Here is a 19,892-nt window from a genome sequence, read left to right on the forward strand (position 1 = left end):
GAACAACCTGATTGGAAACCACACCTAGGCAGCAAACCCTTCTATGCGGAGATCGTTAGGGAGGGCCTTCCGTGAACACATCATATCCACTCAAACGAGTAATAATTCGCGCGCTTGGTAAGAGCTGCGAAGGCAGGCAATATACAAAGGCTTTGACGCTGGTGGATTTTACCCATCAAGCATCTGACGTCATTGCCATATTTCCGCAAGGCCTGATTGCGCCCCGCAGACGAAACCCCAGCTACATCTGGATCACCCCCCGTAAAAACCACACCCTTCGGAAGTATAACCTAAAAATTCATAGAATTGGCAATCAAACCAAATTGCCATTACCTTTTTCAATAATGTAAAAAAATTACAAAACGTTAAATTGCCATTCATTTCCAATTATATCATTTTATAAATGCAGAAACGATCAATCATGTACTCAGTTATGAATATCGGAGGCGAATAATGCTGCAATATTTACAAGAAAAATCACATTTTGAATTCAAAAATTTGCATGATATATTTATGCTAGATCTAGCTAGACTTGAGAAACAAAAAACGCCACCCCTTGTGGAAGACGAGACATTCCTTTTGAATCCGCTTGCAGTCATGGAGGCCGCGCCGCCCGGGCAGTCAGACCCGCTCGATCTGCCGTTCCAGAACCTTGATCCGTTCGTGCTGGACGGCAAGGACGACTTACCGGAATTCGAGCTCATTCCAAACATGCCCGACTATATCGACTGGGAACTGGGTGGGACGCCGCATCAGCTCGAGCACGATCTCGGCGTTTTCGATGTCACCTTGCGATCGGATGAGGCGTTCATCTATCTGGAGGGGCTTTCAGAAACCCGCGTCAGCGAAGTACAGTACTCCCAGCTGAACGGGCAGGATATCGCCATAGAATGGCAGAACGGCCGGGAATACGAGGTCAGCGGAACCATCGATCATCAGGGGATGGGAACAGTTCTGGTCGAGTCGGCCACCGCTTTTCACGAGAGCGTGCAGGCCGAACGCTTCATTTTCAACAATGACGGTAGCATGACCCAGGGGCTGAGCGCCTATGAATGGGGCATGGAAACCGCTCTTGAGGGATCGGCACAGTCTTACGGCATCGACACGTTCGAAATGGAATTCGCCGTGGAAATTGCCATCGAATGGGATCAGGAACTCGGGCTCTACATGTCCACGGTCGGGGCGGAAGTCACTTACACCATCGAGATGCTGGACGGCCGGGTGATGGAAGGCGAAGCCCTGATGGAGATAGAGGGCTTTTGGTCGGATCTCGACTTTTTCAGCTTCGACCTGAGCGCCGACATTATACAAGAGTTGACAAATTTCCAGCGTGACATGGGGGATGCTATGGAGGCTCTCAACGCCTTCGACAACCACATGGAAGCCCTGATGCTTCAGCTGAAGGATGACGGCTGGTACGACCTCTACGAGAGCATGGGCGGCGGGATCGACAACCCGTTCGACTTCAAGCTGCCCGAAATCGAACTGTTCTGATCTCCCCTCGTGTTGCCCACCCCCCCTTCCCGGCCCACACCGGGAAGGGGTCTTGGTTTTCGTATTTCGTTTTTCTCTTCGGCGCAAAAAACGCCAATCGACAGCACCTGGAAAACTGCCTTATGCCGGTTTTGGCGTCCGCAGGATGCGTGTAAGCTCGGTATGCAATACACATAGATGATCTCAAACCGGGGGGACCGGCATGCGCGTCAGGAACGGCAGGAACATTGCAATGTGCGGACTACTGTCGGCCTTGCTTGCCGGATGTCAGGCAGGGGGCAGCGCGGAGCAGCTGGCCGATACGGTTCTGTTTGCCCCGACGCCCAACGCCTCGCGCAATGTGCCGACCACCTACAACACTCCCTATGATTGCCGCAGCTTTGAGGGCACCGGCTGGAAGGGCATCGCGGGCGGGCAGCGGCAGCTGTTCAGCGACAGCTGGAGCGTCTCCCAGGCTGGCTGTTTCAAAACCCAGCAGGAATGTCAGGCCTTTCTGGCGGTCATGCGGCAATATATCACCCGGCCCGGCTATATCGGCTGCCGGCCTTACGACTCCGCCCGCCACAGCTGGCTTTAGCACAGCTCCCCGCTCTCGGGCACAGCTCCCCTTAACACGGGCAAACCGGCGATATGATGTTGCATGAAATCACGCAAGGCTGACGCACGCGCACTCAACAGCCTGCCACTGGGCCAGATTGCATAGATCTCGCGCCGGGGCCCCTGCCAGCGGGGCAAGACCCGCACCAGACGCCCGCTCTCCAGATCCCGCACAATCTCGCTGACCGGCAACAAGGCCAGCCCAAGGCCATCCGCCGCGAACTGGCTGGCAAGGGCGATATCATCCACCGAGAGGAACGACTCCGGCCGGAACGTGGCCGCTTCCTCATCTTTCTCCAGCCGCCAGATCGGTAAAGGGCGCACGCTGATGATCCGGTGATTGTAAAGTTCCTCTGGCACCGCTGGATTGCCCGCAGCTTCCAGATAGGACGGTGCGGCCACAACCACCGTTGCGATGTGACCGAGACGCTTTTGGGACAATTGCGAATCCGGCTGCGGGCCAATTCTCAACGCCATGTCGATCTGCAACCTTTCCATGTCCTCCAGATCAGTGCTGAGCCGGAGGTCCAGACGGACGTCCGGGTACTGCACCACAAACGCCGACCACATGGGCTGCAGGATCCCGACCGATATGTTGGTCGGGGCCGACACCACCAGCTTGCCGCTCATCTGGGACCGGTCCCGGCTCATTTGCCGGGAGGCACTATCGAACTGATCAACCAGCTCTGCGAAGGCGGCATAATAGCTTTCGCCCTCATTGGTGAGCTGGAATGTTCGGGCAGATCGATGGATAAGCCGGCAGCCGAGCGCTTCTTCAAGGCGGCGCAAGCGCCGGGTCACGGTCGGCGCGGCAAGCTTCAGCTGTGCCGCTGCCGCAGCCAGTCCCTGTTGGCGCACGATATGAACAAAGAGAGCGGTGTCGTCATACATGATTTCATTTTTGAAATTTAAATCTGCGATAATTGATCTTTTAGCACAAAAACGAAACTATTACAGCTGTGTCCTGCAACACAACACAGGAAACGGGTCATGAATAACCTATGGATATACGCCAGCCTTGAATTGGAAGCAGGCGCAGACAGGACCGACACCATGCGTAAACTACAAGACCTCGCCCAAATCACCACCCAGTCCGAACCCGGCTGTTTGCTGTTCGAAGTGCGCGAAGACCTGGAAGACCCGAACCGATTTGTCCTTTGGGAAGAATGGACAGGCGAGGCCGCCCTGGCCAACCACTTCACCCTGCCCCACACAATCCGATACAAGGCGCAAAACCTCACCCGCGTCGCGAGGGTAGAGCGGCTCCAGAGGATTGTTACAGCAGCCCCGGACGGGAGGCTTTCATGAAACAAACCCTCGTCCTCGCGATCACATCAACAGCTTTGATGTCCCTTGGAATGTCATTTGTAATGTCGCTCTGGATTTCCTGGATCCATACCGGCTTCACTCCCGGCTTTACCGCCCGCTGGCTGGACACTTTTGTACTTGCGTGGCCCGCTGCAGCCCTGACGTCCTGCCTGCTGATGCCCGTGGTCAAACGGCTGTCGATGGGAATTGCAGAGAGCCTTGCGCGCGCACCACAAGCACGCACTGACGGACTATAGAGGAACTGGAGAGCCGCAAAAATCGCTTGCCTTCCGGGGTCTTCGACCCTTGATCACACGAGGGCTTGCCGGACCCCGGAAAACACGGGTTTCGGATTCCATTTGGCAATGACCCGGCCTGATCGAGGGTAGCCCCAAGGCTGGCCCCGGTCCGGACGGATCGCGCGACCTCATTCCGGAACCGAGGGGATCGCCTTCAGGTAGACTGCAATGGCCTCCCGATCCTCAGGCGCCAGTTTTGCCAGATTCTCTTGGACCGCGACCATCGACCCGCCAACGGAGTCATAATCCGGGGTGAATCCGGTCTCGAAATAGTAGGCAATGTCCTGAACCGACCAGCCCTCAAGTCCCGCAGGCGTGATATCGGGCACCTTGCCGCCGCCTTCGAAGGAAGGGGCGCCTGCGAGCCATTGCCACAAAAGCGGCGCACCGAGGAAATTCCGCGGCGTATGGCATTCACCGCAATGCCCGGCCCCTTCAACAAGATAGCGCCCGCGATGCCAAAGGGCCGTGTCCACATCCAGCCCGACCGGTCCGGCGATCACGGGATTTGCGTCCATGAACAGGACCTTCCACACCCCCACTCCCCGCCGGATATTGAAGGGAAAGGCAAGATCATGCGGCTCCGAATTGCCCGAGACCTCCGGCAGGGTCTTCATGAAGGCAAACAGATCCGCGACATCCTGCAGCTTCATGCGTGTGTAGGAGGTATATGGAAACGAAGGATAGTAGTTTCCGCCGCCGGGCGCCGTGCCATGCACCATCGCGCTGGCAAAGTCGTTCAGGGACCATCCGCCGATCCCGTCATCCGACTGCGAGATATTCGGGGCAACAAAAGTGCCGAAGGGCGATTCCAGCTTCAATCCGCCGCCAAGCTTGAGCTTGTCATCTCCCTTGGCATCCTTGTCAGCATGACAGGAAGCGCAGCCACCCGCCCAAAACCAGTGCTCACCGGCCTCGACGTTGCCGGGGGCCAGTTCGGCAATATCCACCTCGGGCACCTTTGCCCCTGCGGTAAACATGTAAAGCGCACCGGCGAAGACGATTACAATCGCCAAAAGACCGTAAAATGCCGTTTTCAAGTCTCGCTCCCTGCAGGGCCCGGCACCGACCGTTCAGACCATCGAACGGCGCAAGGCTGCTTGACCAATCATTCGCTTACCCGGGGGGGCAGGTTGTGGCCCCACTTGATCCGGCAGTCTATTTCTTGGTCCGGTATCCTTCATGGCAGGACTTGCAAGTGCTCAACACCGGCGCAAAGGCCGCCTTGAAGGCTTGAACACCGTCCGGCCCGTTGCGGCCAGATGCATTCATGGCTTCGGCAGCCGCGCCCTGAAACTTGACGATCTGGCTTTGAAAGCCCTCTGGGTCCGACCAGATCGCTGGCGCCGCCTCGGTGTTTTCACCAGTCTCCGACCCTTCCGGAAAGAAGCTGCCGAAAGACAGGGAGGCTGCATACATTGCCGCAATCGCCGCCTTGGCCGCAGCCGGACTGTAATCGACATTCCCCTTCATCATGCCGCCCCCAAGACCTGCCGCCGCACCGACCGAGCTCATGATTGCCTGACGTGTCTTGATCGGATCATCGGCAGCCGTTGCCGCATAGCCGGCCAGTGTCACCGAAAGCGCCAGACCGGCACCAAGAACCAATGGCATTTTCCGCATGCGTCCGTCTCCTCTCCTGAACCGCCATCTCCCAATGGCATACAATTGATTGCCAATTCAGGCTCAAATTGCCGGACTTAGGAAATCATGCGCGCGTGAAAGGCACAAGACGCGCTTTGCGAACAATGTCAAAAAGAGCCAAGCGGAGGACAGACATGAATCGCCAACGCCAGAGCGTGCCCCGGCCATTTCACACCATCTTTTGGTAAAAAACGGTTCAACCGGTTGAGCGCGTTCGCGAAACGTGACCTGGTTGACCGCATGAACGGTAAAACGCCACCGAATTGCTGTTTTTATCGCCGAAGACCCGCGTCCCTGAGCATGCCGGCTCATCCTGGCGGGCGCTTTTGGCCTCTGGTGCCGACGGTCTGCACTTTTGGTTCAACTCCACTGCTCCCAAACCGCCTCGCCAGACACCAAATGCGCCGCGTTCAAAAAAATCCAAGTGACCGGAACACGCTCCAACCCGCAACCGCGATCCCCGGCGCCACAGGCTATGGCTTCAAGGGCGCTCCAACCGGTATTTTTCGTGGCAGGGTCGGCAGGTTGACAGGACCGGCTCATAGGCCGCCTTGAAGGCTTCGAGATCCAGCGGCCCCGTTTCACCGGAGGCCTTGCATCCCTGTTCGGCCGCAGCAACAAAGTCGGCAAGCTTGGTGTCAAAATCGTCCCGATTCTTCCAGATGTCCGCAGATGCGCCAGTGTCGCCACAATGAGACCCCTCAGGGAACAGCTCCCCGACAGCACGGGCTGCATTGACTAGATCCCGAAGCACCATCTTGCCGTCTTCAGCACTGTACTCGATGTCCCCGGACACGATAGCATTGCCCAACCCGGCAGCTGCAAACGCCGATTGCATCGCTTCCTGACGTGTTTCGACGGGATCATCAAGGGCGTTTGCCGGTCCGGCAATGCCCAGTCCGATTGCCAAGCTGCAAGCCACTTTGCGTATCCACATCCGTTCATCTCCTCATCTCGCTGCGGAGTGGCGCTGATCGAACGGAATTGCGGGTTAAGTCAGGTCCAATTTCGAAAAAACAATGTTATTTCGTATCCGTTAGTGACGAAACAATTCTGACAAACAAAACCCCGGCTCAAATGAACCGGGGTCCCGTATTTTCATTCGGATGCAACAAGATCAGGAGGCAGCTTCGAATAGCTCCAGCACATAATCCCAGTTGATCATGTTGTCGACAAAGGCTTCCAGATACTTCGGACGCGCATTGCGATAGTCGATGTAGTAGGAATGCTCCCAAACGTCACAGCCGAGGATCGGGGTGGCACCGTGAACCAGCGGGTTCTCGCCGTTCGGGGTCTTCATGATTTCCAGTTTGCCGTCCTTCAGTGCAAGCCAGGCCCAGCCCGAACCGAACTGGCCGATACCGGCGGCAATGAAATCGGCGCGGAACTTGTCGAACCCGCCCAGGTCACTGTCGATCCTGGAGGCAAGCACACCCGGCAGGGACGAACCGCCGCCGTCCTTCTTCATCCACTTCCAGAAATGGATGTGGTTGTAGTGCTGGCCGGCATTGTTGAACAGCGCCTGATTGGTGCCGTAGCTTTCCTTGACGATCTCTTCCAGAGACTTGCCTTCCAGACCGCTGCCTGCAAGCAGTTCGTTGCCCTTGGTCACATAGGCCTGATGGTGCTTGTCGTGGTGAAACTCGAGCGTTTCGGCGGACATGTACGGTGCCAGGGCATCATAAGCATAGGGAAGTTCGGGCAATTCGAAGGACATGGTAAAACTCCTTAAGGGTCTACAGACCGGCAGAGTGGTTTATTTTGAACGATTCAAGCAATTACACCCTGCGTCGTGCGGCAATTTAGGCACCAAGTCCCGGTTGGGCAATGACTTCGGACCCGAAAACGAAAAAATTTATAAGGACTTTTTCATATGTCCTGAAACAGCGCCCAAAAATGCGGAAAGCCTTGGCAAATCAATGCCCAACCGGCTGACAGGGCAAAGGCGGGAAATAGCGCGCCACGCCAACAACTGCGCATGTTCGGGCAAATCGTATCCTGATCCCGGCAAGGCATCAGGTCCCTATTCCGAAAGCGCCGAAAACCCCGGCATAAACGCCGAAACCGGCGGTCAGCACCACGACAACCCCGACCGCCCACATCCATATGCCCTTCAGCCGGTATTCTTCCGGCAGGGTCTTGATACTGAGTGCGAAGAGGAAACCGAGCACAATCGGAAGCAGCAGCGCGTTCATCACCTGAACCCCCACATTCAGGTCAATCAGATTGACCCCGGACAGGGTGATCACTGCCCCAACCACCAGGACGGCTGCGTAAACCAGATAGAACCATGGCGCTTCGCGCGGGCTGCTGGACAGCGAGCGCTTGTAGCCGGTCAGCTCGCCCAGTCCCCATGCGGCTGTACAGGAAACCACGATCGCCGCGACCAGTGCCGCCCCGACCATGCCGAGTGAAAACAGCACCTGCCCGACAAACTCGCCAAGGAACGGTGTCAGGGCGTGAGAGATCTGTTCGACCGTTTCCAGTTGCTCGCCGGGATCGGACTTGCCGATGGTCGCCGCCACCGCGATCAGGACGGAGGCCATGACAACCTGCGTGATGATAGCACCGATCACCGTATCCCAACGGCTGTGCTTGAGATGCTTGACCGTCAATCCCTTGTCGACCACGGCGGACTGCTGATAGAAAATCATCCAGGGCATGATCACCGCGCCAATGTTGGCTGCCAGCAAATAAAGATATTCCGGATTGCCAAGCGGGACCTTGACCAGTCCCTGGGCAACGTCCCGGACATCCGGTTTTGCCCATACCATGACGATGAGAAACACAAGCTCGAACAGGCCGATGGACAACGCGATCAGCTCGACCCGCCGGTAGCTGCCCGTCACCACGACAGCGCCCAGAAAGATCACCACCGCTGCAACGCTGACGCTGCTTGGAATGCCCCAGATGTGCCCGACGCCCGCAATCCCCGACATCTCGCTCACGATGGCACCGGCACAGGCGATCACAAGGGTCACGACCGCGATTGCCGCCCAAAGCTTTCCGAAACGCTGGCGAATAAGCTCGCCATGCCCGCGCTGGGTAACAATTCCGAGCCGGACGGTCAGCTCCTGTGCCATGATCAGGATCGGGATCAGGATGAATTGCGCGAGCAGCAACTGGTACCCCCATTGGGCACCACTCTGGGCGGCTGTAATGAGACTGCCTGCATCGGTGTCGGCCAGCATGACGACAAGGCCGGGTCCCATGACCGCCAACCAGATGGACAGGCGGCTGCGCCTGGACATAAACGCCGGCTTGCTTTGCCCAGGCTCATGGGGACTGCTATCCATCACACGCACTCCGGGGGATCGTCCTCAAGCCGACTGGCTTCGGATTCAGGAGATCAGATGACAGGTGCATCACCTGAAGCTGTTGGCATCAGGTAACAATGCCGATGCCGGGAAAGAACGCAACTTGGAAACTCATACCTCTTAACACGGAACTGCATTGCAGCACATGAAAACCTGATAATAAATCTCAAGTTTAGAACAATTCTTAACTACTGCACACGCAAACTTCTCGGGACGCAACAGTTCCGAACGCTGCGCAAGCCGGCAAAAGCGTGTTATTTTCCCATCGAAAATACAACCTGTGATCTGAAACACGTTTTCAATCTGACTTCTCGTTTATCCCTTTGTGCGTGGAAGGATGAACCACAGCAACCGAATGGGAGACTTTGAGAATGACTTCTTTGAAAACACTTGCCTTGTCGATCACCTCTGCCGGCCTGCTCTCTGCAGCAGCATCCGTCAGCGCATTTGCAGGACCGAGCACCGGCTCCAGCCTTGGCGAGTGCTACAACAATTTTATCAATTATTGTAACGAGCACACCACCGGCTACCCGAACAACTGTTACGAAGAAAGCCTCAATCTGTGCGATCAGACCCATTCGGCGGCCATTTCGACTATCCCCGCTTACAAGGTCCAGGCCATGAAAAAGGCAAGCTTGCGGCAGGCGAAACCGGCCCGCGCCCAGCTTAAGGCGCCCGTCCTTCAACCGGCCCGAACCGCCAACTGATTGACCCAGAATTTTTGAAAAACCCGCAGTGTCTTCACTGCGGGATTTTTCCGTTTGCAACCGGTCACTTGCCGTCCGGCACCGGTTCACCTTAGGATCAGGCCTCTGCCAACCGGTGTGTTTCGCTTGTCCGAACAGCCTCCCAATCATCACCCTATTGTTCTGGCGCTCGGTGGCTTTCTTGCGTTGGCCTCTGCCATGGGCATCGGTCGTTTTGTATATACTCCGATTTTGCCCGACATGATCTCCGGCGTTCCCCTGTCACCGGCGGCAGCAGGCGCGATCGCTTCTGCCAATTTTCTTGGCTACCTCGTTGGCGCACTTGCTGGCGCGACCGGTTGGCTGAAAGGCGCTCCGCGTCTCTGGTTCCTGACCGGCCTGGCGCTCAGCACGTTGACCACCGCAGCCATCGGCCTGTTCGGCAGTGTTGCCGCATTCGTGGTCCTGCGTTTCGCAGGTGGTGCCGCCAGTGCGCTGGTACTGGTATTTTCCTCCGCCCTTGTGCTGGATCGGCTGCAACAGATCGGCCGCCCTAGACTGTCGGCCTTGCACTTTGCCGGTGTCGGGACCGGGATTGCCTTTTCCGCAACTCTAATTGGCACGCTCCATTCGCAGTCCGCCTCCTGGCAACAGCTCTGGTTTGCAAGCGGGGCGGCAAGCCTTGTCCTGATGGGCCTTGCCTGGTTATGCGTTCCCGGCGTCCGTTCCCCAAAGACGACCCCGCACGCCTCAAACGAACCCGCCCCGCACCTCGCCTGGTCCCCTGCCCTGATCCGGCTGGTCATCGCCTACGGATTGTTCGGTTTCGGCTATGTGATTACGGCAACCTTTATTTCGGTGATTGCCGCAGATAACCCGCATATGTCCGGTACCGGACAACTTGTCTGGCTGATCGTTGGTCTTGCCGCTGCACCATCGATATTCTTGTGGAACCGGGTCACGGAAGCTTGCGGATCAGCCGCGGCCTTTTCCGTCGCCTGCCTGCTGGAAGCCTTAGGCGTCGCGCTGACTGTTTCCGGCCTCGGTCCCGCCGCCATTGCAATCGGGGCCGCCCTCCTTGGCGGGACCTTCATGGGATTGACCGCGCTCGGTCTGACCCGGGTCCGGCTGATTACGGAAAATGATCCGACTCGCATGCTGGCGCTGATGACCGCGAGCTTCGGGTTGGGACAAATGGCAGGCCCCTCTGTTGCCGGCGCCTTGCGCCAAGCGTCGGGTTCCTACACATTCGCCTCACTGATCGCAGCCGCCGCACTTTTGGCCGCAGCCGCCCTGGTTTTCCGGTCAGATCCGCAAGATTGAACAAGACCCCTGCAACTCTCACGCATACGCAAAGTCCCAGTACAAATCGCGCGCCTTTGCCGTGACCGGTCCGGGCTGGAGATCCCGGTCTTCGATGCGCTTGACTGCGGAAACCTTGTTGTAGTTGCCGGTCGAAAAGATCTCGTCCGCGTCTAGGAATTCCTGATAGGCCATGGTGCGCTCATAGACCGGTGTCCCGGCATCGCGCAGAAGCTTGATCACCCGCTGGCGGGTAATCCCGTTCAGGAATGTGCCATTCGGCGCCGGCGTATGCACATCGCCGTTCTTCGCCATGAACAGGTTGGCCGATGTGAGTTCCGCGACATTGCCAAGCAGGTCCAGCACGACCGCATTGTCAAAGCCGCGCCCCCTGGCTTCCATCATGGCCCGCGCGTTGTTGGGATAAAGGCACCCCGCCTTGGCGTTGACCGGCATGCATTCCATGGTCGGGCGGCGGAATGGCGACAGTGTGATGGCTGATGCAGCATCTTTCGGCGCCATCGGAGCATCGAACAGGCACAGGCAGAAGCGGGTTGTGGCCGGGTCCGGCGTGATCACCCCCGGACCATCGCCTTCCGACCAGTACATCGGCTTCACGTAAATCTGCTTGTCAGATGAGAATTTCGCCGCACCTTCCCAGGACAGTTCGGCCATCTCCTGTGCCTGCATGGTCGGCATCAGCCCGAGCGCACCGGCTGAATCATTCGTCCGCTGGCAATGAAGCAGCAGATCCGGAGCGACCCCTTCAAAGACCCGGGCGCCATCGAAAACGCTTGACCCGAGCCACGCCGCATGGGTACGCGGCCCCATCAGCGGCGGATTCCCCGCATGCCACGCCCCGTCGATCCATGTCCAGGTTTCGCTCAACTCGCCCATTGCGTTTCATCCCGTTTGAACCGCCTGCTGGCGGCTGATTTTTTGTCTGGCCGTGAGATACTGCGTCACCAAACGCCTATCCGGCCTTATGGTCAATAATCTGTCAGGTTTCGCGCAAAAACTGCATGCAATTCACTGCTTTCCGCCTTCCGCGAGGTGATTATTTTCCCAATGTCCGGGCAGACGGAAACAAGCTTTTTTCCGGCATGCTTGAAAGACGGTGCAAGATCGCATCGGATGCAACCGGTCTTTTCAACCGGAAATGTTCGCGATATGTTCAGCGCTCCACTATGTTTTGCCAGGAGAGCAAATGATGGAACAGCGCCTGTCCATGGTGACCCTTGCGGTCGACGATCTGCCCGCCACCCGGCACTTTCTGGAGGCCGGACTAGGCTGGGAGCCCGGAGAGCTCCCCGGAGAAGACATCGTGTTTTATCAGGCCGGTGGCAGCATTCTTGCGCTTTACAAACGGGACGCGCTCGCCCGGGAACTTGGCAGACCCGTTCCCGCACAGGCACTCGGCTCCGTCACCCTTGCCTGGAACGCGCGCAGCGAGGAAGAGGTCCAGTTCACTTTTCAACGAGCGGTCGATGCGGGGGCCGTCGTCGTCAAGCGCCCTGAAAAAGCGTTTTGGGGCGGCTATTCCTCTTACGTGGAAATTCCCGGCGGGCATCTTCTGGAAATTGCCTACAATCCGTTCTGGCCGATCGACAAGGAGGGCAACATCTCCCTGAGCGCCCCGGAAACAGCCTGAGACCAGTCAGCCCGCACAAACTGTTGCAAGGGTAGCGATTGTGCAGTGCAATGTCTTGACGCTGAAGGGCCAAGGCTGTTTTCTGCCGTCATACCAATAATAATCAATTGTGGAGGAACTGGATGCGGCACACCGCTTATGTTTTTGATGCTTATGGAACATTGTTCGATGTTCATGCAGCGGTGCGCAAATACGCGGACAAGGTCGGACCGGACGCGCAGAGACTGTCTGACGTCTGGCGCCAGAAGCAACTTGAGTATTCCTGGGTACGCGCGCTGATGGGCCGCTACCGGGATTTCTGGGACTTGACGCAGGAATCGCTTGATACGGCCTTTGCACTCGTTCCCAGCGCTGACAAGTCGCTCAAATCGGATCTTCTCAACGCTTACTGGACGCTTGACTGTTACCAGGAGGTTCCGGAAGTCCTGACCCGCCTCAAGCAAAACGGCGCGCGCCTTGCCATCCTTTCAAACGGATCACCGACCATGCTGGAGGCCGCGGCCGAAGCCGCGGGCCTGTCGGATCTGTTTGACGAGATCTTCTCGGTCGACATGCTAAAGACCTTCAAGACCGACCCGAAGGTCTATGACATGGTCACCACACATTTCCGGATCTACCCGGATGCGGTGTCCTTCCAGTCATCCAATCGCTGGGACATTGCAGGTGCCACCGCTTTCGGCTTCCGGACCGTGTGGATGAACCGCGCCGGGATGCCCGATGAATATCCGGACCTTGCCCCGGCCGCTGTCCTCAAAGACCTGACCGGCCTGCCCGGGCTTGGTTGATTGCAGATCGAGTTCTCCCTGACTGTGCACATACCCAGTTGTCCGGCCCCGCATCCCGACGGTTCGGGCAGCAGAACCTTGGAAATCCCTGCGAGGCATTGCCCTGAAAATGCTTCAAGGGCCGGGCCAGCGGCTTGCAAGTCCCCGGGAACGGCAAGCTGTGGCCCGTTTCCGATTTATCGGTCACCGGCTCGGCGAAACCGTGCCGCGAGACGCCCTCGCCAGCATGTGCCCCCCATCCGAAACTGCCAATAATTATTTTTATTGATACCGTTCCTTTTCGGAACAGAAGCCAACGGGTTGAACGGCCTCAGAAGCTGGCGCCGGTGAACCTGAAGGTGCCCCTCAGAAGCAACCCGAATGATCACACGGCTGAACAACTTGATTTATCAGCCAAATATCATTTCTTGATTCGGAGACGCGTGGTTCCTTTGCGCCCCTTGAAAACCTGAAATAGCATTAACGTGATAAACGACACATATTGACGTAAGGTCATTTCGTATAATCATATTACGAAAAGCATCAAACCACTAAAACGCAAATGTTACTTACAAGAGTATTGTTTGCGAGATGTCTCATGTTGATTGCATTTAGAAATCGTTTCAGCGGAGCCAGCCCACGGCCGACAATCACGGCAGCGGTCGCCGCTTCATTGCCAGGGCCCCTTCAGGCAACCGGCACTGTATCAGGAGGATGGCATGAAGTCGGTTTGCGTGTTCTGCGGTTCAAGCCCGAAAGCAGTGATCAAATACGGCACCTTCGCCCGCGAAGCGGGCGCGGCGATCGCCCGTGCCGGGCTAACCCTTGTTTATGGCGGAGCCAGTGTCGGTCTGATGGGAGAAGTCGCAGGCGGCGCACTTGCAGCCGGTGGGAAAGTCATTGGAGTGCAACCCAGATCGCTTCAGGACGCCGAACCCTCGTTGCCGGGTCTGAGTGAACTGCATGTGGTAGACACGATGCACGAGCGCAAAGCCCTGATGGCCGAGTTTTCCGACGGCTTCATCGCGCTTCCCGGAGGTGCGGGAACTCTGGAAGAGATTTTCGAAGTGTGGACATGGAACCAGATTGGCGTCCATGAAAAGCCCTGCGGATTTGTCAATGTCCTCGGGTTCTACAACGATCTCTTGGGCTTTCTCGATCATCAGATGCGTGAAGGCTTCATGAGGCCCGAGTTGCGCGACATGGTCCAGGTTGCCCCGAATACGGAAACCATGCTGCGAATTTTCGGCGTTTCAAATGATGCGCCCTTGACTGCCGCACTGGCCTGATCGTTGCCCCAACAGTTATCGCTCCACCGCACCCTCAATTCTGACTGACCAACTAACTACCACTAAAACGAACGCCGGCGGTACCGCCGGCGCAAATTGACTTCAGACAAGAAGCTGATGAACGCCCGTTTAGACGGAAATCTGGCCGTAACGCAGGGCCTCGACCACTGTGTGCGTCTTGTTGGATGCATTCAGCTTTACACTGGCATTTTGAAGATGCGCATGAACGGTGCGTTGCGAGATTTCGAGCAGATCGGCGATTTCCCCGGCAGTCTTCCCGAAAGCCGTCAACTCCAGAACCTTGCGCTCGCGGGTCGACAGGGCTCCCGGACGCTGACCGGACACGACACCAAGGTCGCGGAGCCGCGAAAAGGCAGCTGCTCCCAGAACTTCAAGGCTTGCAAGTTCCCACTTCGTCGCCTGGAGCGAGGGACCGCTTGCAAAGATAAAGGCCTGGAACGGATAAAGCTCAGTCACCGGAATGACAATGATCTTGTTTCCCTCGCCGGCAGCAGCAAGAAGATCGGAATGTTCCATATCCCCCGCGCTGATCGTCCAGACGGTCGCGCGATTCGATGCAAGTCCAAGCATCAAGGCCGTGTCATTTGCAGACAGCGATGTGCTTTCGATCCCGTCATTGCGCTGGTCGGGCCAACGGAACCGGTGGACGAGACTGTCTATTGGCCGATTGGGCATGGGAAGTCCGGTCACCAAGATATGAGTGGCACCCATACGCCTCAGGCTTGATTCCAGAATATCGAGCACATGATGCGCGGCATTCGCCTCGGAGATGGCTCGCAATTTGTTCTTCAGTTCAGTTTGATCAAGCATTGTGCACATCCAATATTATACAATCAGGGACTGTTTCTTTGCTTTGCGGCTCTCGCATTTTTGCGTATTTTTAATACCGCATTGCCGATGGGAGTTTTTACTCTGTTTTTTACTCCCCCCATATTTTGACGTAGCGTTCCGCACGTCAGCTACACTCTAAGAACCGAAAAATTCCCAAGAGGCAGTTTGCATAAGTTACAATATAAATGGAGAGTATACCAATAGGGAAAATACCGTGATCCTAAATTTAATATTATACTTTTGTATTTACGTATAGGTAATATTAATGTCCCTCACATAAAGTTTCCGATTAAAAATCGATTTTTCAGAACCTGTCGCGTCACGCTGCAAATTCGCGATGCGGATGAGTGACATCATTGCGCAAACGACCATTCAGAAACCGGCTCCCGGTCTTAATCAAAGGGCTGAGTTGCCATTTGACGTTTTGACGGACTAAAAAACGTCCACGGGAGACGACCATGACACATTCCACCAGCCTTTCCGTGCCGGACACGTTTTTAGATGCCACCGAAGCCGATTGGCACAAGGCCGTCGAGGCCGCACTGAAAGGGGCAAGTCCGGACCGGTTGAAATCTGTCACCGAAGACGGGATCGGCATCGAGCCGCTTTATACGGGACGGCGTGACACCACGCCCCGTCAGGGACGGGAGGCCGGCGTTCCCTGGTCCGTGATACAACGCGTGGATCTGGTTGACCCTGCAGACGCAAACCGCCAAATCCTTGCCGAACTTGAAGGCGGAGCTTCGGGACTGGAACTGGTCTCGCACGGGTCTGCGCTTGCATATGGTGCCGGGATCCGGATCGAGACCCTTGGGGACATGGAGACCTTACTGGAAGGGGTCCACACCGATCTCGTCGGGTTGCGCTTGTCGGCGGGACACAACAGTCTCGGCATGCTTGCTGTGCTCAACGCCTATCTGGACAAGAAGGCGGCCGACCCGCAAGGCCTCAACCTATCTGCGGGCTTTGATCCGTTCAGCCTGATGGTTCTGGGCAAAGGAACACCGCTTGATGTTCAAAGGGCCCGGGTCAACGACGCTTTGGCCGCCCTTGAGCGGATCGGGTCAATTGCCCGTCTCATCGAGGCAGATGGCCGTGTCTGGCACGATGCCGGTGCAAGCCCCGTTCAGGAACTGGCGATTGTGATGTCGGCGGCAATTGCATACCTGCGCGGTTTCGAGGACAGCGGCACGCTACCGGAGAACTGGGCGGACCGGATTTCCTTTACACTGGTCGCGGATCAGGACCAGATCTCGACCATCGCCAAGGCGCGGGCCGCGCGCCGTCTCTGGGCCGGCGTTCTGGACGCTTGCGGATTGCCGCAAGCGCCGATGCAGCTGCACATGCAGACCTCGTCCCGAATGCTGAGCCGCCGCGACCCTTGGGTCAATCTGCTGCGCAATACGGTCGCAAGCTTTGCAGCCGGTGTCGGCGGGGCCGACAGTGTCGCGGTCCTGCCGCACACGCAGGCGCTCGGCCTGCCGGACGCGTTTGCCCGGCGCCTTGCCCGCAACACCCAAAGCATCCTGCTGGAGGAAAGCAATCTCTACCGGGTTGCGGACCCGGCAGCCGGGTCCGGCGCAATGGAAGCCCGCACCGAAGCATTTGCCGGAGCCGCATGGGAGCTGTTGCAGGATATCGAGGCCGCAGGCGGGCTGGAGGCTGCAATCGAAAAAGGCGAGATCCAGAGCCGGATAAATGCAACGGTTCAAGAGCGGCGCAAGGCCATTGCGCACCGGAAACGCCCGCTGACCGGGATCAGCGAGTTTCCGAACCTTGAGGAAAAGCCGGTGTCCGTCCTGCCGGTGCCGGACACGAGTACAGCGCCCGAGCGGAACAAGCCGGAACTTCCGGATCCCTCTGACGGCGCACGTTTTACGGCACTTTATGACGCCGTGACAAAGGGGGCCCGTATCACCGATCTGGCGGACACTCCGCCGCAAGCAACTGTCCCCGTTTTGACCCTCCACCATGATGCCGAGGAATTCGAGGCCCTGCGGGATGCCGCAGATGCCTTCCTTCTCAATACAGGCACGAAACCGGGGGTATTCCTCGCCTGCCTCGGACCTCTGGCACAGTTTACCGCCCGCGCCACATGGACGGCCAATACCTTTGCAGCCGGCGGTCTTGCCGGGCTGGGCGGTGGCGCAGCCGACAGCCTTGAGGCACTAATCGAAAGCTTCAGGGCGTCTGGTACGTCAGAGGTTTGTCTGGTGTCGTCCGACGCCATATATGAGGCACAGGCAGAAGAGGCCGCGCGCGCCCTAAAACAGGCCGGAGCATGCTATATTTATATGGCGGGCCGTCCCAAGGACTTGAAACAGCGTTTTGAAGCCGCTGGCATTGATGAATTCATCTATGCCGGTGCCGACATTCTCGATCTGCTGCAGCGGGCCCATCATCGCTTGGGACTGATCCCGTCTGATGGCCCTGTTGCCCAAGGTTCGGATTCGGAGGAACAGAAATGAGCCGGATTCCCGATTTTTCGACCATTGCCCTGAAAGACGTACTGGCACCGGCGTCCCCGGCCTCGGAAGCACCATGGGTGACGCCTGAAGACATCGCGGTTCCGGGCGTTGTGCACGCCGGGGACATTGAGGATCTCGATTTCCTCAACACCTGGCCGGGTCTGCCGCCGTTTCTGCGGGGCCCCTATCCGACCATGTATGTGCAGCGGCCCTGGACGGTGCGCCAATATGCAGGTTTCTCGACGGCGGAAGAATCCAACGCCTTCTACCGCCGCAATCTGGCCGCAGGCCAGAAAGGCCTGTCGGTCGCCTTCGACCTTGCGACGCACCGCGGCTATGACAGCGACCACCCCCGGGTGGCAGGTGATGTCGGTATGGCGGGGGTCGCAATCGATTCCATCTATGACATGCGCACACTGTTTTCCGGCATACCGCTCGACAAGATGAGCGTGTCGATGACCATGAACGGCGCAGTGCTGCCCGTGATGGCACTTTACATCGTCGCCGCCGAAGAACAGGGCGTGGCCCAGAAGGACCTCTCGGGCACCATTCAGAATGACATTCTGAAGGAGTTCATGGTCCGCAACACCTATATCTATCCGCCCAAGCAATCGATGCACATCATCTCGGACATCTTCAAGTATACGTCCGAGAACATGCCGCGCTTCAACTCGATCTCGATTTCCGGCTATCACATGCAGGAGGCCGGAGCGACAGCGGATCTGGAGTTGGCCTACACGATCGCTGACGGCATCGAATATGCCCGCGCGGGTGTAAACGCTGGCATGGATATCGACCGGTTCGCACCGCGCCTGTCCTTTTTCTGGGCGATCGGGATGAATTTCTTCATGGAAGTTGCCAAGCTGCGGGCGGCGCGGCTGATCTGGGCAACCTTGATGAAGGAAAAATTCGACCCGAAAAATCCGAAGTCCCTGTCCTTGCGCACCCATTCGCAGACATCCGGCTGGTCCCTGACCGCTCAGGATGTGTTCAACAATGTCATCCGCACCTGTGTGGAGGCGATGGCGGCCACACAAGGCCACACCCAGTCGCTGCACACCAATGCGCTTGACGAGGCGCTGGCGCTTCCGACCGACTTTTCGGCGCGCATTGCCCGCAACACCCAGCTGTTCCTGCAACAGGAAAGCGGCAATGACAGCGTGATCGACCCGTGGGGCGGCTCGTTCTATGTCGAGCGGCTGACGGCGGATCTGGCGGAAAAGGCGATGGGCCACATCCGCGAGGTGGAAAGCCATGGCGGCATGGCCAAGGCGATCGAAAAGGGTATTCCGAAGCTGCGGATCGAGGAGGCTGCGGCCAAGACGCAGGCACGGATCGACAGCCGGGCGCAGACGGTGGTCGGCGTCAACAAGTTCAAGCCGGACCATGAAGAAGCGATCGACGTCCTCAAGGTGGACAATGCCGAAGTGCGGGCACGCCAGATCGAGAAGCTCAACCGGCTGCGTGCCGAACGGAACGAGGCCGAAACACAGGCTGCTCTCGACGCCCTGACACATTGCGCGGAGACCGGTGACGGCAACCTTCTGGACCTGTCGGTCAAGGCAGGGCGTGCCAAGGCAACGGTTGGCGAGATATCGATGGCCATGGAAAAGGTCTTCGGCCGCCACAAGGCGGAAATCAAGTCGATCTCGGGTGTCTACAAGCGGGAGGCGGGCGCCATGGCCGGCACCATGGAAAAGGTACAGAAACTCGTTGAGGAATTTGAACTCAACGATGGCCGCCGTCCGCGGATCCTGGTCGCCAAGATGGGCCAGGATGGCCATGACCGCGGTCAGAAGGTGATCGCTTCCGCTTTTGCCGATCTCGGGTTTGACGTCGATATCGGTCCTCTGTTCCAGACGCCTGAAGAAGCGGCCAGGCAAGCGGTCGAAAACGACGTGCATGTGGTCGGCGTCTCCTCCCTTGCAGCCGGTCATCTGACACTTGTTCCGGCGCTGAAGGCCGCTCTCGAGGCGGAAGGGCGCGGCGATATCATGATCGTCGTGGGCGGCGTGATCCCGCCGCAGGATTATGATGCGCTCTACAAGGACGGGGCGGCTGCAATCTTCCCGCCGGGCACCGTGATCGCCGAAGCGGCCGTCGACCTGATCGCCAAGCTCAACGCCACATTGGGATACGGCCCGGCTCAGGCGGCAGAGTAAGGCGACGACAAATAGCCGGTCCTCGACCAATAGAGGACCGGTTTGGCTGCGGCATTGAT

19 protein-coding genes are annotated in these 19,892 nt (G+C 57.7%); 11 read left to right on the forward strand and 8 right to left on the reverse strand.

The genetic code is table 11. The features are described from left to right. The first annotated feature begins 513 nt into the window (after window positions 1-513). The gene (locus E1297_RS18285) at window positions 514-1,494 is read left to right on the forward strand and encodes a hypothetical protein (protein WP_155140851.1); all 981 of its coding nucleotides are present in this window, start codon (window positions 514-516) and stop codon (window positions 1,492-1,494) included. Window positions 1,495-1,726: 232 nt separating this feature from the next. Next, window positions 1,727-2,071: a hypothetical protein gene (locus E1297_RS18290; RefSeq protein ID WP_155140853.1), complete on the forward strand. Its 345-nt coding sequence runs from the start codon at window positions 1,727-1,729 to the stop codon at window positions 2,069-2,071. Here the strand turns inward: E1297_RS18290 and E1297_RS18295 are convergent. After that, a complete protein-coding gene (locus E1297_RS18295; RefSeq protein WP_155140856.1) occupies window positions 2,068-2,982 on the reverse strand; it encodes a LysR family transcriptional regulator in 915 nt (304 codons plus the stop codon). The two genes, E1297_RS18290 and E1297_RS18295, sit on opposite strands and share 4 nt — an antisense overlap. 99 nt (window positions 2,983-3,081) lie before the next feature. Between E1297_RS18295 and E1297_RS18300 the strand changes: the two genes are divergently transcribed. After that, entirely contained in the window at window positions 3,082-3,399 is a 318-nt protein-coding gene (locus E1297_RS18300; RefSeq protein WP_209015841.1) for a putative quinol monooxygenase, read from the forward strand. Then, the gene (locus E1297_RS18305; protein WP_155140858.1) at window positions 3,396-3,656 is read left to right on the forward strand and encodes a DUF2798 domain-containing protein; all 261 of its coding nucleotides are present in this window, start codon (window positions 3,396-3,398) and stop codon (window positions 3,654-3,656) included. The genes E1297_RS18300 and E1297_RS18305 overlap by 4 nt, the downstream gene beginning before the upstream one ends. 170 nt (window positions 3,657-3,826) lie before the next feature. Here E1297_RS18305 and E1297_RS18310 read toward each other — a convergent pair whose 3' ends face one another. The 5 genes from E1297_RS18310 to E1297_RS18330 all read right to left on the reverse strand — a co-directional run bounded on the left by E1297_RS18310 (window position 3,827) and on the right by E1297_RS18330 (window position 8,638). Next, the gene (locus E1297_RS18310; protein WP_155140940.1) at window positions 3,827-4,678 is read right to left on the reverse strand and encodes a cytochrome c; all 852 of its coding nucleotides are present in this window, start codon (window positions 4,676-4,678) and stop codon (window positions 3,827-3,829) included. 178 nt (window positions 4,679-4,856) lie between these two features. Further along, complete coding sequence (locus E1297_RS18315; protein WP_155140860.1) at window positions 4,857-5,321, reverse strand: cytochrome c; 465 nt, start codon at window positions 5,319-5,321, stop codon at window positions 4,857-4,859. Between the two features lie 502 nt (window positions 5,322-5,823). Next, the gene (locus E1297_RS18320; RefSeq protein WP_155140862.1) at window positions 5,824-6,279 is read right to left on the reverse strand and encodes a cytochrome c; all 456 of its coding nucleotides are present in this window, start codon (window positions 6,277-6,279) and stop codon (window positions 5,824-5,826) included. 180 nt (window positions 6,280-6,459) lie between these two features. Continuing rightward, on the reverse strand, window positions 6,460-7,059 hold the full coding sequence (locus tag E1297_RS18325; protein WP_155140864.1) for a superoxide dismutase: 600 nt from the start codon (window positions 7,057-7,059) through the stop codon (window positions 6,460-6,462). A gap of 298 nt (window positions 7,060-7,357) precedes the next feature. After that, the gene (locus tag E1297_RS18330; protein ID WP_155140866.1) at window positions 7,358-8,638 is read right to left on the reverse strand and encodes an NRAMP family divalent metal transporter; all 1,281 of its coding nucleotides are present in this window, start codon (window positions 8,636-8,638) and stop codon (window positions 7,358-7,360) included. A 392-nt stretch (window positions 8,639-9,030) separates the two neighbouring features. Here E1297_RS18330 and E1297_RS18335 point away from each other — a divergent pair, with 392 nt between their 5' ends. Together E1297_RS18335 and E1297_RS18340 are read left to right on the forward strand one after the other, a co-directional pair. After that, the gene (locus E1297_RS18335) at window positions 9,031-9,366 is read left to right on the forward strand and encodes a hypothetical protein (protein WP_155140868.1); all 336 of its coding nucleotides are present in this window, start codon (window positions 9,031-9,033) and stop codon (window positions 9,364-9,366) included. A gap of 126 nt (window positions 9,367-9,492) precedes the next feature. Next, complete coding sequence (locus E1297_RS18340; protein WP_209015842.1) at window positions 9,493-10,668, forward strand: YbfB/YjiJ family MFS transporter; 1,176 nt, start codon at window positions 9,493-9,495, stop codon at window positions 10,666-10,668. An 18-nt stretch (window positions 10,669-10,686) separates the two neighbouring features. On the opposite strand, the gene E1297_RS18345 is transcribed toward E1297_RS18340, so the two are convergent. Next, complete coding sequence (locus E1297_RS18345) at window positions 10,687-11,544, reverse strand: branched-chain amino acid aminotransferase (RefSeq protein WP_155140870.1); 858 nt, start codon at window positions 11,542-11,544, stop codon at window positions 10,687-10,689. Window positions 11,545-11,854: 310 nt separating this feature from the next. Here E1297_RS18345 and E1297_RS18350 point away from each other — a divergent pair, with 310 nt between their 5' ends. The 3 genes from E1297_RS18350 to E1297_RS18360 all read left to right on the forward strand — a co-directional run bounded on the left by E1297_RS18350 (window position 11,855) and on the right by E1297_RS18360 (window position 14,351). Next, the gene (locus E1297_RS18350; protein WP_209015843.1) at window positions 11,855-12,298 is read left to right on the forward strand and encodes a VOC family protein; all 444 of its coding nucleotides are present in this window, start codon (window positions 11,855-11,857) and stop codon (window positions 12,296-12,298) included. 122 nt (window positions 12,299-12,420) lie between these two features. Next, window positions 12,421-13,083, forward strand: a complete 663-nt coding sequence (locus E1297_RS18355; protein ID WP_155140872.1) for a haloacid dehalogenase type II — start codon at window positions 12,421-12,423, stop codon at window positions 13,081-13,083. Window positions 13,084-13,781: 698 nt separating this feature from the next. Beyond that, entirely contained in the window at window positions 13,782-14,351 is a 570-nt protein-coding gene (locus E1297_RS18360; RefSeq protein WP_155140874.1) for a TIGR00730 family Rossman fold protein, read from the forward strand. Between the two features lie 129 nt (window positions 14,352-14,480). Here the strand turns inward: E1297_RS18360 and E1297_RS50340 are convergent, their stop codons facing one another. Then, window positions 14,481-15,182 (reverse strand): helix-turn-helix domain-containing protein, encoded by a 702-nt coding sequence (locus tag E1297_RS50340; RefSeq protein ID WP_155140876.1) that lies wholly within the window; start codon window positions 15,180-15,182, stop codon window positions 14,481-14,483. A 479-nt stretch (window positions 15,183-15,661) separates the two neighbouring features. Between E1297_RS50340 and E1297_RS18370 the strand changes: the two genes are divergently transcribed. Continuing rightward, window positions 15,662-17,671 carry a methylmalonyl-CoA mutase subunit beta gene (locus tag E1297_RS18370; protein ID WP_155140877.1) on the forward strand — a complete coding sequence of 670 codons (2,010 nt, stop codon included), beginning with the start codon at window positions 15,662-15,664 and terminating at the stop codon, window positions 17,669-17,671. Continuing rightward, window positions 17,668-19,833, forward strand: coding sequence for a methylmalonyl-CoA mutase (scpA, locus tag E1297_RS18375; RefSeq protein WP_155140879.1), 2,166 nt, complete (start codon window positions 17,668-17,670; stop codon window positions 19,831-19,833). The genes E1297_RS18370 and scpA overlap by 4 nt, the downstream gene beginning before the upstream one ends. Window positions 19,834-19,892 lie beyond the last annotated feature (59 nt).

This window comes from Roseibium sp. RKSG952 (assembly GCF_009711355.1).